Source organism: Methylobacterium sp. E-065 (assembly GCF_022829605.1).
In the GTDB taxonomy this organism is placed as follows: Bacteria; Pseudomonadota; Alphaproteobacteria; order Rhizobiales; family Beijerinckiaceae; genus Methylobacterium.
In genome coordinates this window covers 1-15,212 of record NZ_JAKSYD010000177.1, presented here as the reverse complement: position 1 = coordinate 15,212, position 15,212 = coordinate 1, and the positions used below count along the sequence as shown (strand labels likewise).

13 protein-coding genes, 1 tRNA gene and 1 pseudogene are annotated in these 15,212 nt (G+C 71.2%); 6 read left to right on the top strand and 9 right to left on the bottom strand.

From position 1 onward, the window contains the following. Positions 1-31: 31 nt before the first annotated feature. Together MKK84_RS22245 and MKK84_RS22240 are read right to left on the bottom strand one after the other, a co-directional pair. A complete protein-coding gene (locus MKK84_RS22245) occupies positions 32-1,846 on the bottom strand; it encodes an IlvD/Edd family dehydratase (protein ID WP_243923749.1) in 1,815 nt (604 codons plus the stop codon). After that, on the bottom strand, positions 1,843-2,994 hold the full coding sequence (locus tag MKK84_RS22240) for an aldose epimerase family protein (protein WP_243923748.1): 1,152 nt from the start codon (positions 2,992-2,994) through the stop codon (positions 1,843-1,845). The genes MKK84_RS22245 and MKK84_RS22240 overlap by 4 nt, the downstream gene beginning before the upstream one ends. Positions 2,995-3,150: 156 nt before the next feature. Between MKK84_RS22240 and MKK84_RS22235 the strand changes: the two genes are divergently transcribed. The 3 genes from MKK84_RS22235 to MKK84_RS22225 all read left to right on the top strand — a co-directional run bounded on the left by MKK84_RS22235 (position 3,151) and on the right by MKK84_RS22225 (position 6,805). Next, on the top strand, positions 3,151-4,446 hold the full coding sequence (locus MKK84_RS22235; protein ID WP_243923747.1) for a sugar MFS transporter: 1,296 nt from the start codon (positions 3,151-3,153) through the stop codon (positions 4,444-4,446). A 15-nt stretch (positions 4,447-4,461) separates the two neighbouring features. Beyond that, positions 4,462-5,337: an SMP-30/gluconolactonase/LRE family protein gene (locus MKK84_RS22230; protein WP_243923745.1), complete on the top strand. Its 876-nt coding sequence runs from the start codon at positions 4,462-4,464 to the stop codon at positions 5,335-5,337. A 316-nt stretch (positions 5,338-5,653) separates the two neighbouring features. Next, positions 5,654-6,805, top strand: a complete 1,152-nt coding sequence (locus MKK84_RS22225) for a LacI family DNA-binding transcriptional regulator (RefSeq protein ID WP_243923743.1) — start codon at positions 5,654-5,656, stop codon at positions 6,803-6,805. Positions 6,806-6,818: 13 nt separating this feature from the next. Here the strand turns inward: MKK84_RS22225 and MKK84_RS22220 are convergent, their stop codons facing one another. Genes MKK84_RS22220 through MKK84_RS22210 form a run of 3 tightly spaced genes read right to left on the bottom strand, consistent with a single transcriptional unit; the run spans position 6,819 to position 10,554 of the window. Further along, positions 6,819-8,555, bottom strand: a complete 1,737-nt coding sequence (locus MKK84_RS22220) for an ABC transporter ATP-binding protein (protein ID WP_243923741.1) — start codon at positions 8,553-8,555, stop codon at positions 6,819-6,821. Beyond that, positions 8,549-9,316: a siderophore-iron reductase FhuF gene (gene fhuF, locus MKK84_RS22215; RefSeq protein WP_243923739.1), complete on the bottom strand. Its 768-nt coding sequence runs from the start codon at positions 9,314-9,316 to the stop codon at positions 8,549-8,551. The genes MKK84_RS22220 and fhuF overlap by 7 nt, the downstream gene beginning before the upstream one ends. Continuing rightward, positions 9,313-10,554, bottom strand: coding sequence for an MFS transporter (locus tag MKK84_RS22210; RefSeq protein ID WP_243923737.1), 1,242 nt, complete (start codon positions 10,552-10,554; stop codon positions 9,313-9,315). Before MKK84_RS22210 ends, fhuF begins: the two co-directional genes overlap by 4 nt. 280 nt (positions 10,555-10,834) lie before the next feature. Between MKK84_RS22210 and MKK84_RS22205 the strand changes: the two genes are divergently transcribed. Continuing rightward, positions 10,835-11,053, top strand: coding sequence for a hypothetical protein (locus MKK84_RS22205; RefSeq protein ID WP_243923735.1), 219 nt, complete (start codon positions 10,835-10,837; stop codon positions 11,051-11,053). A 9-nt stretch (positions 11,054-11,062) separates the two neighbouring features. Here the strand turns inward: MKK84_RS22205 and MKK84_RS22200 are convergent, their stop codons facing one another. The 4 genes from MKK84_RS22200 to MKK84_RS22185 all read right to left on the bottom strand — a co-directional run bounded on the left by MKK84_RS22200 (position 11,063) and on the right by MKK84_RS22185 (position 13,780). Further along, entirely contained in the window at positions 11,063-11,467 is a 405-nt protein-coding gene (locus MKK84_RS22200; RefSeq protein WP_243923733.1) for a phage holin family protein, read from the bottom strand. A gap of 67 nt (positions 11,468-11,534) precedes the next feature. After that, positions 11,535-11,960 carry an RNA polymerase sigma factor region1.1 domain-containing protein gene (locus tag MKK84_RS22195; RefSeq protein ID WP_243923732.1) on the bottom strand — a complete coding sequence of 142 codons (426 nt, stop codon included), beginning with the start codon at positions 11,958-11,960 and terminating at the stop codon, positions 11,535-11,537. A gap of 190 nt (positions 11,961-12,150) precedes the next feature. Then, positions 12,151-13,212: an acyltransferase family protein gene (locus tag MKK84_RS22190; RefSeq protein ID WP_243923730.1), complete on the bottom strand. Its 1,062-nt coding sequence runs from the start codon at positions 13,210-13,212 to the stop codon at positions 12,151-12,153. Between the two features lie 109 nt (positions 13,213-13,321). After that, positions 13,322-13,780 carry a hypothetical protein gene (locus MKK84_RS22185; RefSeq protein ID WP_243923727.1) on the bottom strand — a complete coding sequence of 153 codons (459 nt, stop codon included), beginning with the start codon at positions 13,778-13,780 and terminating at the stop codon, positions 13,322-13,324. A gap of 216 nt (positions 13,781-13,996) precedes the next feature. Here MKK84_RS22185 and MKK84_RS22180 point away from each other — a divergent pair. Next, positions 13,997-14,073 (top strand) — tRNA-Arg (locus tag MKK84_RS22180). 240 nt (positions 14,074-14,313) lie between these two features. Further along, positions 14,314-15,212, top strand: a pseudogene (locus tag MKK84_RS22175) (serine protease); the annotation flags it as partial.

Here is a 15,212-nt window from a genome sequence, read left to right as displayed (position 1 = left end):
CCGCGAAAGGTCCCGGACCTTTCGAATCCGATCAGTGGTTGTCGCGCGGCAGGCCGCTGGTCTGGGCGATGCGCTGGAACCGCTCGGCGCCCTCCAGGATCGCGCCGGTGTGCATCTGCCCGACGGTGGCGCGCTGCATCGCCTGCCAGGGCGTCTGCGAGGCCGGGTAGGCGTAGCCGCCCGCCGCCTCCAGGGCCTTCCGGCGGCGCTCCAGCTCGTCGGCATCCACCAGCATGTCGGCGGTGCCCCGGCGCAGGTCGACCCGCACCCGGTCGCCGGTCTGCAGCAGCGCGAGGCCGCCCCCGGCCGCCGCCTCCGGCGAGGCGTTGAGGATCGAGGGCGAGGCCGAGGTGCCGGACTGGCGCCCGTCGCCGAGACAGGGCAGCGCGTGCACGCCGGCCCGGATCAGGTCCGCGGGCGGGCGCATGTTCACCACCTCGGCCGCGCCGGGATAGCCCACCGGCCCGGCGCCCCGCATCACCAGCAGGGTCTCGTCGGTGATGCCGAGGCTCGGGTCGTCGATCCGGTGGTGGTAATCCTCCGGTCCGTCGAACACCACGACCGGCCCCTCGAACGCGTCCGGATCCTCGGGGTTCGACAGGTAGCGGTTGCGGAATTCCTCGCCGATCACGCTGGTCTTCATCACCGCGGCGTCGAACAGGTTGCCGCGCAGCACGAGGAAGCCGGCCGCCTCCCTGAGGGGCTGGTCGATCGGCCGGATCACGTCCGCGTCCTCGATCGTCGCGCCGCGGCAATTGTCGCCGATCGTGCGTCCGTTGACCGTCAGCGCGCCCTCGCGGATCAGGCCGCGGCTCATGAGCTGGGCCACCACCGCCGGCAGGCTGCCGGCGCGGTAGTAATCCTCGCCGAGATAGGCGCCGGCCGGCTGCAGGTTGACCAGCAGCGGCACGTCGAGCCCGTAGGTCTGCCAGTCGGTGATGTCGAGTTCGACGCCCATGTGGCGGGCGATCGCCGCGAGGTGGATCGGCGCGTTGGTCGAGCCGCCGATCGCCGAATTGACCACGATGGCGTTGAGGAAGGCGTCGCGGGTCAGGATCTCGGAGGGCTTCAGATCCTCCGCCACCATGGCGACGATGCGCTTGCCGGTCAGGTAGGCGACCTCCTGCCGGTCGCGGTAGGGGGCGGGGATCGCCGCCGAGCCCGGCAGCATCATGCCCAGGGCCTCGGCCAGCGTGTTCATCGTGGTCGCCGTGCCCATCGTGTTGCAGAAGCCGGTCGAGGGCGCCGACGAGGTCACGAGCTTGATGAAGCCGTCATGGTCGATCTCGCCCGCCGCCAGCATCTCGCGGGCCTTCCAGACGATGGTGCCGGAGCCGGTGCGCTGACCCTTGAACCAGCCGTTCAGCATCGGTCCGACCGAGAGCGCGATGGCCGGGATGTTCACGGTGGCGGCCGCCATCAGGCAGGCCGGGGTGGTCTTGTCGCAGCCCGTGGTCAGCACCACGCCGTCGAGCGGGTAGCCGTAGAGCAGCTCCACGAGGCCCAGATAGGCGAGGTTGCGGTCGAGCCCCGCGGTCGGCCGCTTGCCGGTCTCCTGGATCGGGTGGACCGGGAATTCCAGCACGATGCCGCCGGCCTCCCGGATGCCCTCGCGGATCCGCTCGGCCAGGACGAGGTGGTGGCGGTTGCACGGCGACAGGTCGGAGCCGGTCTGGGCGATGCCGATGATCGGCTTGCCCGAGCGCAGCTCCTCCAGGCTGAGGCCGAAGTTCAGGTAGCGCTCCAGATAGAGCGCCGTCATGTCGATATTGTCGGGGTTGTCGAACCACGCGCGGGAGCGCAGCGGGCGGGCGGTCTTGGGCCGGGCGGTCTTGGGATCGGTCATTTGTGGGTCCGATGGGCGGGGCTGGTCGAGAAGCGGTAGGTGATCACGTTCCGGTAGGTCTGGCCGGGATCGAGCCGGGCCGAGCCGAAGGCCGGCTGGTTCGGCGTGTCGGGAAAGAGCTCCGGCTCCAGCGCGAAGGCGTCCGACTGCCGGTAGGCGAGGCCGGATTTGCCCACCGCGGTCGCGTCGAGGAAGTTGCCGGCATAGAACTGCACCCCCGGCTGGTTGCTGGCAATCTCCAGTATTCGGCCCGTTTCCGGGTCCTCGACCCGCGCCATTGGGTGCGGCTCGGCCGTGGGCGCGTCGGTCACGACCCAGTTGTGGTCGTAGCCGCGCCCGCGCACGATCTGGATGTCCCGTCCGTCGCGGATGCGCGCGCCGATCACCATGGGTTTGCGGAAGTCGAAGGGCGTACCCGCCACCGGAAGGTGCACGCCGGTCGGGATCAGGGTGGCGTCCACCGGCGTGTAGCGCTCGGCCGGGATGGTCAGGACGTGATCGAGGATCGAGCGGCCCGAGCCCTCGCCCGCGAGGTTGAAGAAGCTGTGATTGGTCAGGTTGACGATGGTCGGCCGGTCGGTGGTCGCCTCGTAGGTGACCGTGAGCGTGTCGATGTCGTCCAGCCGGTAGGTGGCGGTCGCCGTCAGCGTGCCGGGATAGCCCTCCTCGCCGTCCGGGCTGACATAGCGCAGGCTCACCGCGGGGGCCGCGCCGCCGGTCACGGCGGTGATCGTCCAGCGCCGCCTGTCGAAGCCGGCCGCGCCGCCGTGCAGGGCGTTCGGGCCGTCATTGGTGGCGAGCCGGTAGCTCTGCCCGTCGAGGGTGAAGCGGCCCGCCCGGATGCGGTTGGCGTAGCGGCCGACGCTCACGCCGAAGTAATTGGGCTTGGCGAGGTAGCCCGCGAGGTCGTCGTAGCCGAGCACCACGTCGGCCGGCTTGCCGGTCCGGTCCGGCACCTCGAGCGTCCGCAGGAGCGCCCCCCAGGACAGGATCCGCGCCGTGATGCCGTGGCCGTTGGTCAGCGTCACCTCCTCGACCGTGCGGCCGTCCGGGAGGGTGCCGAACACGGTCCTGGTCGGCTCAGCCGCCTGGGCCAGGGCCGGAATCATCGCACCGGCGCAGAGCGTTACAGGTCCCACGCCGCGCATCGTTCCCTCCCCGGATGGATCCCCCTACGCACAGATCATACGCTGGCGCACGCGGGTGGGCGCGGTTGACCTCCGCGAATCCCGTATATACTCAGACAAATGTAACGAGCAACACGGTGCACCGAACCGGTGGCCTACAGGAAGAGGAAACGCGGGATGGCGGCACCGATCGCGAGCGTCGGACCGGCGGCGGCCCGGACGGCCGCGGCCGGCGCGCAGGAGCTGGGGGCCTACCGCCCGGCCCTGTCGCTGCTCGCCAGCCTGTTCTTCATGTGGGGCTTCATCACGGTGATCAACAACACGCTGCTGCCGCACCTGCGCAGCGTGTTCGACCTCGACTATACCCAGACCACGCTGATCGAGTCGGTCTGGTTCATCGCGTATTTCGTGGCCTCGATCCCGGCGGCGAAGCTGATCGCGCGGGTCGGCTACCAGCGCGCCCTGGTGATCGGCCTCGGCATCATGGCGGCCGGCACCTTCGGGATGGTGCTGGCCTCCCGTGAGGTCTCCTACGCGATCACGCTGACCGCCCTGTTCGTGATCGCGAGCGGCATCACCCTGCTGCAGGTCGCCGCCAACCCCTACGTGGCGGTGGTCGGCCCGGCCGAGAGCGCCTCGGCGCGGCTCAACCTCGTGCAAGCGTTCAACTCCCTGGGCACCACCCTGGCGCCGCTGTTCGGCGGCTACCTGATCCTCGGCCGCTCCACCTCGGGCAACGCCGCGGCCGGTACCGTCCTGACCCCGGCCGAGCGGCTGGCCGACGCGCAGTCGGTGCAGCTGCCCTACCTGATCGTGGCGGCTTTGCTGATCGTGCTCGCCGTGGTGATCGCCCGGTTCCCGCTGCCGGCCATCGGCGGCGCGGCGCCCGTCAAGGCCGGGCGCGTGAGCGGGTCGCTCTGGCGCCACCGCAACCTCGTCTTCGGCGTTCCGGCGATCTTCATCTACCTGATCGCCGAGATCGGCGTGTCGAACCTGTTCATCAGCTTCGTGGCGCAGCCCGAGATCGGCGACCTGACCCACGCCCAGGCCGCGCGCTACCTGTTCCTGCTCTGGGGCGGGATGATGATCGGCCGCTTCGTCGGCAGCTACCTGATGCAGAGCCGGCCGGCCGAACGGGTGCTCGCCGGGGCGGCGGTCGGCGCCTGTGCGGTGATGCTGGTGGCGGCCTTCGCGACGGGGCAGGTGGCGATGTGGGCGCTGATCGCGGTGGGGCTGTTCCACGCGATCATGTTCCCGACGATCTTCACCCTCGGCATCCGCGGCCTCGGGCCGCTCACCGAGAAGGGGGCGGGGCTGCTGATCATGGCGATCGCGGGCGGCTCCCTGGTGGTGGTGCAGGGCTGGGCGGCGGACCGGTTCGGGCTGCAGAACTCCTTCCTGATCACCGCGGCTTGCGAACTCTACGTGCTGTTCTACGCCGCCTGGGGCTGCCGGACCCCGCGCGCGGCCTGACCGAAAGGCGAAGCCATGGAATCAGGGATCCGCATCGTCGCCCGTTCCGGAGGCCAGATCGGGCGCGACCGGCTCGGCGAGGGCCCGATCTGGGTGCCGGAGCGGGGCACGCTGTTCTGGGTCGACATCGAGGCCCCGGCCCTGAACTGGCTCGATCTCGCCAACGACGAGACCGGCCGTCGGCCCTTCCCGGAGCCGTTGGGCTGGATCATCCCCCGCGCCGGCCGGCGGGATTTCGTCGTCGGGCTGAAGAGCGGCTTCGCGACCTACGATTTCGAGGCCGACCGCATCGTGCCGGTCGGCGATCCGGAGCCGGACTATCCCGACAACCGCCTGAACGACGCCAAGGTGGATTTCGCCGGCCGGATCTGGGCGGGCAGCATGCACCAGGCCGAGACCGCGGTCTCGGGCTCCCTGCACCGGCTCGACCCCGACCTGACCTGGCAGCGGATGGACGGCGAATACGGGGTCGCCAACGGGCCGACCTTCAGCCTCGACGGCCGGATCATCTATCACAGCGACAGTGCCGCCCGGACGGTCTACGCCTTCGACCTCGCGGCGGACGGGACGCTCTCGGGCAAGCGGGCGTTCCTGCGCTTCCTCGACGATTGGGGCTGGCCCGACGGGATGACCACGGATGCCGAAGGCTGCCTCTGGATCGCCCATTGGGGCGGCGGCCGGATCAGCCGGGTGGATCCGGACGGACGCCTGATCCGGGCGGTCGCGCTGCCCGCCCCCAACATCACGAGCTGCGCCTTCGCGGGCGACGGGCTCGACCGCCTGTTCGTCACCTCGGCGTCGCGGGGGGCCGAGGGCGTGCCGGAGGCCGGGGCCCTGTTCGAGGTCGATGTCGGCGTGGTCGGGCTGCCGCCCCGCGCCTTCGGGGGCTGACGGCGACCGGAGCGACGGTCCGGCCGGCCTCCCCCGGATGGGGGATGCGGCGCCGCCCCGCGAGCCCTAGGGTCCCGCTGACTCCGAGACACGAGACCACCTTCAGCCCACCCGGCCCCGGCCGCGGCGGGCTTCTTGTCGATAGGGGCGGGACGATACCGGTTTCCGATCCGGGCGGACTTAAAGAGTTTCTGTATCCGATCAATCGCTTGCGTATCCGCGCGGCTTTATCTCGGATCCGGCCGGTCTTAGACTGGATCGGGACGGCCGATTGCGTTCCCTTCGGGAGCGACGTCCCGGCCGGCCGGAGGTGACGATGGGCCAGACGACGATCAAGGACGTCGCGCGGCGGGCCGGCTTCAGCTTCCAGACGGTGTCGCTGGTCCTGAACCATCCGGAGAAGGTCGCCCGGACCACCCGCGCGACCATCGAGGCGGCCATGCGCGACCTCGACTTCGTGCCGAGCCTCGCGGCGCGCGCGCTGCGCAAGAAGCCGAGCCGCAGCATCGCCTGCGTGTCCTGCTTAGAGCCGTGCCCGATCGCGTTGCAATCGGGCACGGCTCTAAGCCTCTGTTTTGACGCGCTCTCTTGCGCCGAACCGGTATCCACTTCGGCGGAGAGCGCTCTAGGCGCCGAGGCCACCGACGATGGGTCGGACCCGTTGCCGGAGACCGACACGGGCCTCGTCCTGCAGGCCTTCGCGCAGGTCACCGACCAGCACGGCTACACGCTGATCCACCGGCGCTGCCGCAGCGACGACCCGGGCAGCCCGGCCCGGATCGCGAGCCTCGTGAGCGAGGCCCGGGTCGATGGCCTCGTGGTCTTCGCCGAGCGGCGGGACGATCCGCTGATCGCCCTGCTGCAGGCCAAACGGTTTCCGTTCGTGGTGTTCGGCCTCGACGTGCCGGGTGCGCATTGCGCCGTGCGGGCCGACCGCGACGCCGTCCACGAGGCGGTCGCCTACCTGGCGCGGACCGGCAGCCGCGCGATCGGCTTCCTCAAGGGGGACGGTCGGCGGCTGCACACCGCGAGCGAGCGGTTCCGGGGCTATCGCGACGCCCTGGCGGAGGCGGGCCTGCCCCCGCGCGACGACCTCGTGGTGCCGTGCGACTGGACCTCCGGAGGCGGCTACCGGGCGACGCTCGAGCTGTTCGACCGCTCCGCGCGCCCGGACGCGATCGTGGCGGCCGACGACCGGGTGGCGTTCGGGGTGCTGAAGGCGCTGCACGACCGGGGCGTGGCGGTGCCGGGGGCGGTCCGCGTCGTCGGCTTCGACAACCTCGCCCAGGGGGCCTACACGATCCCGAGCCTGACCTCGATCGCGGTGCCGACCCTCGCCATGGTGCGGTTCGCCTTCGCCACGCTGGCGGCGGTGATCGCGGGGACGCGGGCCCCGGACGACCTCGCCCGGGCACTGTTCCCCACCCGCCTGGTCCTGCGCGACTCCACGGCAACCCGGGCGCCGTAGGGCGGGACGCGCCCTACTCCGCGGCCTGCACCGGATCGGCCCCGAACTGGGCCGCGTGCAGGCGGCCATAGGCGCCCCCGGCTTCCAGCAAAGCCGCGTGGCGGCCCGTCTCGACCACGCCGCCCGCCCCCAGCACCACGATCCGGTCGGCGTCGCGGATGGTGGCGAGGCGGTGGGCGATCACCAGGGTCGTGCGCCCGCGGGCGAGGTCGGCCAGCGCCCGCTGGATCTCCCGCTCGGTCTCGGTGTCGAGTGCCGAGGTGGCCTCGTCGAGGATCAGGATCGGCGGATTCTTGAGGAAGACCCGCGCGATGGCGATGCGCTGCTTCTGCCCGCCCGACAGGCGCACCCCGCGCTCGCCCACCACCGTGGCGAGGCCCTCGGGCAGGGTGTCGATCAGCTCGCCGAGGCGGGCGCGCCGGGCGGCCGCGTCGATCTCGGCCTCGGTGGCGTCGAGGCGGCCATAGGCGATGTTCTCGCGGATCGTCCCGGCGAACAGGAACACGTCCTGCTGCACGATGCCGATCTGGCGCCGCAGGGAGGCCAGCGTGATGGCGCGGATGTCGATCCCGTCGACGGTGATGCGCCCCGCCGCGACCTCGTAGAAGCGCGGCAGCAGGGCGCACAGCGTGGTCTTGCCGACCCCCGAGGGACCGACGAACGCCACGGTCTCGCCCGCCGCCACCGCGAGGTCGAGGCCGGAAAAGACCGGGCGGCCGGCGCCGTAGCCGAAGCCCACGCCCTCGAAGCGGATATCGCCGCGTAGGGCGCCGACCGTGCGGGCGCCCGGCCCATCGGTGATGTCGGGCTCGGTGGCGAGCAATTCCTGGTAGCGGCGGAAGCCCGCGACCCCCTTGGGATAGGTCTCCACCACGGCGCCGATCTTTTCCAGCGGCCGGTAGAACACGCCGACCAGCAGCAGGAAGCCGACGAACCCCCCGGGCGTCAGGTCGCCCCGGACCACGTAGGCGGCGCCGCCGAGCAGCACCGCGATCTGGACGAGGCGCAGGCCGAGATAGTTGATCGACAGCCCCGCCGCCATCAACCGGTAGGCTTCGAGCTTGGTGTCACGGTAGCGGGCGTTGTCCAGGGCGAACAGGGCGCGCTCGTGCGGCTCGTTGGCGAAGGCCTGGACGACCCGCATGCCGCCGACATTCTCCTCGATCCGGGCGTTGAACGCCCCGACCCTTCCGTACTGCGTCTGCCAGTTGCGGGTCATCCGGCCGCCGTAGCGGATCGACACGAAGGCGATCAGCGGCAGGATCGCCCCGGTGATCAGCGCCAGGGGCGCGTGCACCGTGACCATCAGCGCGAAGGCGCCCAGCAGCGTCATGATGGCGATGAACAGGTCTTCGGGCCCGTGATGGGCGACCTCGCCGATCTCCTCCAGATCCTTGGTCACCCGGGCGACGAGGTGGCCGGTCTTCTGGCCGTCGTAGAAGCGGAAGGAGAGCTTCTGCAGGTGGTCGAAGGCCCGGGCCCGCATCGTGGTCTCGATGTTGATGCCGAGCACGTGGCCCCAATAGGTCACCACCACCATCAGCCCGGCATTGGCGACATAGACCAGCGCCAGACCGGCGGCGGCGAGCACGATCAGGCCCCAATCCTGCCGGGGCAGCAGGGAATCGATGAAGCTCTTCACGGCGATGGGGAAGCCGAGCTCCAGCAGACCCGACAGCACCGCGCAGCCGAAATCCACCAGGAACAGGGTCCGGTACGGCCGGTAATAGGCGAGGAAGGCCTTCAGCATCGCGGCTCGGATCGATTCTGAGCGGCGCACGCGACGGGGCAGAGCGCGCCGCAGGACGGCACTCCCGGCAGGCGGTGGCGCAGGCAGCAGACCCGCCGCCGCCGGCAGCCCGACGCCCCCGGGCAGAGCGCCTGCGCCAGCGGGCTCTTAGAACAGGCCGGGCCGGCGCGCCATCCGAGGCAGGCCGCGACGTCGTCACAGGCCGCCTCCGCTCCGTCGCCGCGTGAGCCTTCAAGTTCCCGCGCGACGTAATCGAGGATCACCGCGGCGTTGCCCCAGAGGATCCGCGGGGCGATCCCGCACCGTTCGTGGCACAGCTCTACGAACGGGCGCAGATGCGCCTCCACCAGCCCGGCGAGGCCGGGGGCCGCGCAGGATCCGCACCCCTCCGCGGGCAGGCGGAAGCGGCAGGGCCGGCCGGCGGCGTCGCGTTCGAGACTCAGCGCGTCGAAGGCGAGCGGCAGGGGGCGGCCGAGGCGCACCAGGGCGGTCAGCGCGGGGGTGGCGAGGGCCGCGAGGTAGAACTGGCTCCAATACGAGACCAGGATGCGCCGGTCGCACGGGGCGCAGCCCGCCGCCGGGCCGAGCCCCGCCGCGGGGCCGAGCCCCGCCGCGAAGGCGTCGAGCGTCGCGTCGAACACGCGCGGGTCGCGCAGCGCCTGGAGCGGCATCGTCCCCGGGCCGCCGGGGCCATCGGCGACGCCGTCCCGGTAGGCGGCGAGGGAATCGGGAACCTGTGCGGCGACCTCTTCGGCGATCATCGCGTGCCCGCCCGGTCGGTCCGCAGGGTCCGGTCCACCGCGACGGCGAGCCACGCCACCGCGGCGGCGTAGGGCAGTAGGGTGGCGGCGAAGTAGCCCGGCCAGCCGATCCAGCCGGCGAGCGCCGGGGCGGCGACCCGCAGGGGCATCGCGGCGAAGAAGGCCGCCCCGAACAGCAGCGCGTAGTCGGTGGCGGGGCTCGGTCCCTGCGCCCAGCGGTAGATCATGTTGAACACCGGCACGCCGAGGAATCCGCCCGCGACGAAGCTCAGCACCGCGGCGAAGAGGGCGAGATCGGCCATCCGGCCCGCGCAGGCTCCGGCCATCAGGGCCCCGGAGGCGAGGACGCCGACGGCGCCGAACCCGATCAGCCGGACCGTGCCGAACCGGGCGGCGAGCCCGCCCGCCGCCAGCGCCATGACGAGGTTGACCGCCGGCAGGACGGTGCCGGTCAGGAACCCGACCTGCCCGAGGGGCACGCCGAGATCGAGCAGCGCCAGAGTGTTGGGACCGGAGAGCAGGTAGGCGGCGGCGAAGTAGGCCCCGAGCGCCAGCACCCGCCCGCCCAGAACGCGCAGGCGCGCGAGCGACCCCGTCCAAAGCTCCGGCCGGCCCCCGGCCCCGCGGCGGCGCTCCTCCGGATAGAACAGGATCGGCACGAGGCAGAGGGCGTCCAAAGCCGCGCAGGCCAGGACCGCCCTGTGCCAGCCGAACCGGTCGTAGGAGCCGACCAGCACGCCGACGCCCAGGATCCCGCCGAGCGAGGCCCCGCACAGCTTGGCCGAGGCCACGAAGGCGCGCTGGTCCCCCGGCACGGTCTCGACCACCAGGGCTTCGAGGGCGATGTCCATGGTGGCCACGCAGGCGCAGGCCGCCACCGCCAGGACGAGGAGCGCCGCGAGCGGCCACTGCGCACCGAGGCTGAGGAGGACGAGGAGCAGCACCGTCGCCGCCTGCGCGGCCGCGATCCAGCCGATGCGGTGCGGGAGCACCGGCAGGTGCAGGCGGTCGAGGAGCGGCGCCCACAGGAAGGTGAGCCCAACCGGCAGGTTGATGAGCTGCAGGAGCCCGACCTCGGCCAGCTCGACACCCCGCGCCCGCAGGATCAGCGGCGCCCCGCCCGACAGGAAGCCGAGCGTCGCCCCGAAGGTCACGTACAGGCAGAAGAACGGTGCCAGCGGGCGCAAGGCCGCCAGGGTATCGGTCACACGGACGCCGATGGCCTGTCCTGCCGCCATGGGCTACGCCCGGGGTCCGGCATCGGGATAACTCGCGGCCCGACGGCTGCAGTTTATAATCACACTAATCTATTGATGAACCTCGGTTTTTGCTGACTATAGGGGTTGGTGTCGGGGATCAAGCTGGGGGCTATGGTGCCGCTGCGCGGCTCTTTGCTCTGCCGAAACGCCGCACCCGACTGGCCTGCCGCGCAGGGCCCGGAGAGCCCTGCGTTAACGCTTCATCAACCATAGTTCGGGCAGATTTTCCCATCGCGAGCCGAGCTTGGAGGGACGATCCGTGACGCGACACCGGGATTTCGACGCGCTGAGCGAGGCGCAGATCGCCGCGGGACGCACGCAGAAGCGCTGGGTCGCGCCGAAGGCCGATTTCCGGCCTATCGGACCGTTGGCGGTGGCCGACCTGCTCGACACGATCCAGCACGTCGCCGAGGCGGCCACGGGCGAGCGCAGCTTCCTGCATCTGCGCCCCAAAGCCACCGGCACACGGGGACGCTGAGAGCCGGCGTCAGGCTCCGGTCCCGGCCACGTCCCGGACGGTCCGCTTCGCCTGACGCCACGTCCGCCAGGGTTCGAGGTTCGCGAGCGCCATCCGGCGTGTGCCGAGCCAGCCGAGCCAAAGCGCCATGGCCAGGAAGGGCGCGGCGACGATCAGCGCCGCCGTCGCCTCCGAGCCCAGCGGCAGCGCCAGCAGCTTCACCACCCCGTCGAGGCCCAGGAAGAAGGTCACGATCAGGAGGATCGGGATCGTCCCCACGATGGCGACCAGCGAGACGATCGCCCGGATGTTGCCGTCGACCTCGGTTCGCGCGAGCGTGAGCAGCGCCTCGACATGGGCCGTGCCCTCGCGCAGGGCTGCGATCAGCAGGGCCAAGGTGCCGTCAGGGGTGTTTCCGTCAGGGGGTTGGCGCATGGTGCCGGATCTTCCGTGAACAGCCCCCGGCCAACGGGCCCGCCGGCCGATCCGTTCCGCCTCCCCTTCACAACAGCAGCAGCACGGCCCCGAGGACGAGCAGCGTCGCGAGGCCCGCCAGGGCGACGGCCCGGTTGACCCCCGCCCCGTCGTCCGGATCCGCCTGCGGCGGCGATGCCGGCCGCGATCCGGACTCCGTCGTTGAGGCCGCGGCGTCCGCGCTCTGCGCCGCCCGGACCAGCGGGACGGGGCCGGGATCCCGCGGCGGGAGGGTCAGGGCGGTGGTGAGCGGCTTTTCGGTGGGCGGCCCGAAGGCTTCGGGCTCGACGCTGATGCCGGCGGCCTCCAGTTCGAGCATCACCAGGACGAGGGCATCGACATCCAGGTGCTCCACCGGCAGCGCGGCCCGCAGGTCGTCCGCCGAGAGTTCTCCGCGGTCCCGGCCGAGGGCGATGAGCCGGTCGAGGGTCCCGCGATCGATGGTCTGGGACATGTCCGGCCCCCTGCCCTGCTGGCTCGTCGCCAACGCGCGAGTGCTGGAGCGGTTACCGGATCTCCTCCCCACCGCGCGTTCCAATGTTTACGCCTCTGCACCGACGCGCTCTCCTCCCCACAAGGGGGAGGGAAATGCGCTTTGTTTTGAAAGGGCTTGGTCTCGGGGAGCGACGCGCGATGCGGCAGGCTTAGCGACTGAGAATGGCCAGTGCGTCGCTGGGCTCCGGCTCAGTCGAGCCCCGCGGGCGCCGGAGCATCGGCCGCTCCACGCAATACCAGCTCAGGATCCCGAGGGGCAGCGCGGCCGCCAGCGTCAGGGCTGCCCCCGTCCAGGGGGAGAGCCCGGGCACCCAGGCGATCAGCAGGTTCTGGATCGGCCACGCGTAGAGATAGAGCCCGTAGGAGGGATCGACCTGCGCGGTGGCGCGGCTCAGGGCGAGGGGCCGGACCGCGAAGGCGAACCAGAAGATCAGGTAGCCGCCGAGCAGCGCGAAGGCCGGCTCGGCGAGCGGCGGGCTGAACAGCAGCGGCATGAGCAGCAGGGCGGCGCAGGCCGCGCCCCGGCCGGTATAGGCGATCCGGTCTGCGAAGAGCTGGAAGGCGCCGCCGCAGGCGAACACGAAGCCGAGCCGGATCATCTCCGACAGGGAACCCAGCCCGTCGCCCGGATGCCCGATCGGCAGGTACAGCCACCGCAGCACGAGCAGGCCGCTCAAGCCCGCCAGCATGGCGAGGTAGCGGCCCCGCCGCCGGAGCGCCCGGGCGGTGCCGACGAGGCCGAGCAGCAGGTAGCAGCCGAACTCGCAGGGGATCGTCCACATCGCGCCGTCGAGCAGCGGATAGGGCAGGTCCGCGAAGGCGCCCGGGACCACCGGCATGAGCAGCAGCGCCAGCCGCACCAGGGTCTCGGGGAGCGAGACCGCCGCGAGGTCGCCCCCGGCCAGGGGCGCGACGACCGCGATGCACAGGAGCGACGCCGCCACGAAGCCCGGATAGATCCGCCGCACCCGCCGCATCAGGTAGTCGGCGAAGGAGCGTTTGGCCCGGTAGCTCGCGGTGATCAGGTAGCCGCTCACGAGGAAGAAGCCGTCGACCGCCACCTCGCCGAACGACAGGGTGCCGAACACCCGGGTGAGCAGCTCGCGCGACCGGTCCCCGTCCACCAGCTCGGGGGCGTGGGCGAGGATCACCAGGGCCGCGAACAGCAGGCGCAGCGTCCCGAAATTGTTCGCCCGGCCGCCCAGTGCCACCCCTGCCCGCTCCGTCCCGCCTCCGACCCGCCCAGGGGCCGGGAAACCCGGAGGCCCTACAAGGGCGAAGCGGCAACACCGGGGCGGGATCTGCGGCCACGCGTCCGGGCTACGACCCTACCATCGCCGCGCTCAGGTCGGCCTTGAACGCGCTGATCATCGCCTCGCGCCGACGCGCCCCGACGAGGCGCAGGAGCTCAAGCTCGCGCGTCATCCGGTGGAAGCGCGGCGTCAGGCCGAGCCGCGCGCGCTTCGAGGCCGCCTTCAACCAGGGATCGGCGCTGACCGGGGCCGCGGAGGCGTCGCGGCCGTGCCAGTAAGGCCAGCGCGTGAGGGCGAGGGCCGCCAGATCGTCGAGGAGCCGGTCGATCAGCGCCGCGGCGCCGGACCGATCCGCGTCCGCGACCAGCAGGGCGCCGCGGTCGGTGCTCTCCGACACGAGGGTGCCGATGGCTGCGCGGCCGACACCCAGGACGGCGAGGCGCTCGCCCGGCCCCAGACCGGCGATGCGCCGAGCCAGATCGTCTGCCGTGATCCGCGGCCGCGCCGCCGAGTTGGGGGAACACAAGCAAACCGAGACCGCGCTGCCGACCTGCCGACGACGCCTTGCGCCCTGCGGCCCTGCGTCGGACCCATACAGCACAGCGTCGCGCGTCTGGCTACGCCATCTACATCTTCAGGTTGTCGCAGCGTCGGGCTTCTGCCACCGCCCTGCTCTGAGCCGCCGGGTGTCCGGTCGCCGTTGCGCTGACGGTGCGGTTGGGCTAGGGAATGGCTACGGCCTGCACCCGTAGCTCAGCTGGATAGAGCGTTGCCCTCCGAAGGCAAAGGTCACACGTTCGAATCGTGTCGGGTGCGCCAATCTTCTTCATATCTATCAGTGGCTTGAGCGCATCGCTCATCCGGTAATCTGGCTCAGTTGTGAGGCGGTGTGCCAGGGGTGTGCCAAAGCTGTGGCGAATCGGCCGGGCACCGAGAGGTTCGACCACTTCAGAAATTTGACACCGTCAGATCGATTCGTCGCCGTGCGAGAGTTGGTGCGCGCCGATGTGAGATTGATTTGACGCGCTGACCCGGTCAGGTTGTGACCGGGAGATCTGCATGGCTAGGTTGTGGGCTGCATTCATCGCGTCGCTCCTCCTCGCTATGGCGCCGCTGGCCACCCGCGCGGGTGGCCTCGCTCTCTCCGGCACTGCCCGTTGGGTCGTCCTCGCCAGCCGACCGGACCTCGACTCCGCCATCGGTGTCGCCCGCCACCACCGCTGGCAGTTCGCGAACGTGCGTGTCGTACGCGCGGCCAACGGTTGGTTCGCAGTCGTCGTTGGGCCTGAGAACGCTGTCGATCCGCGCGCCCTGCGCCAGCGCCTCACGCGTGCAGGCGGCTTGCCGAGCGACTTCATCTTCTCGCGGGGCGACAGCTATGTCGAGCAGGTCTGGGTGCCCCCGCCCCTAATGGGTGGGCCGATCGCCAAATACGACGGCAAGCGTGACAGCGTTCTGCGCGTCGGCGCCCTATCAGTCGTCCTCACAAGCGTGAGGGGAAAGGACAACGACCGCTATCCGGTCGCGGCGGGTCGCGAGGAGGGCCAAGCGGCGTTCACGCTGTCTCTCGATCAGTCCACCCGTGGGACAGACGATGATTCGAACACGGATTTTGCCGAGTTGGCCGCCGTACGCCTGGACCCGGCATCGCCGCGCCCCAGCCTCGTGTTCTCGTCGTTCTGGGGTGGCGCGCATTGCTGCACGGTAACAAAGATCGCCACGCAGGACCCGCGCACTGGCCGCTGGTTCGTCACGGACGGCGAGACGCTGGACGGCGGAGGTGGCTACACGTTCGAGGATCTCGACGGTGACGGCACCTACGAACTGCTCAGCAGCGACAACAGCTTCCTGTACGCTTTCGGCCCCTATGCCTCAGCCAACCCGCCCGCTCAGATCCACTGGCTGCGCGCCGGTCGCCTGGAGGACGTGACGCGTCACGCCAATTTCGCTGGCTACCA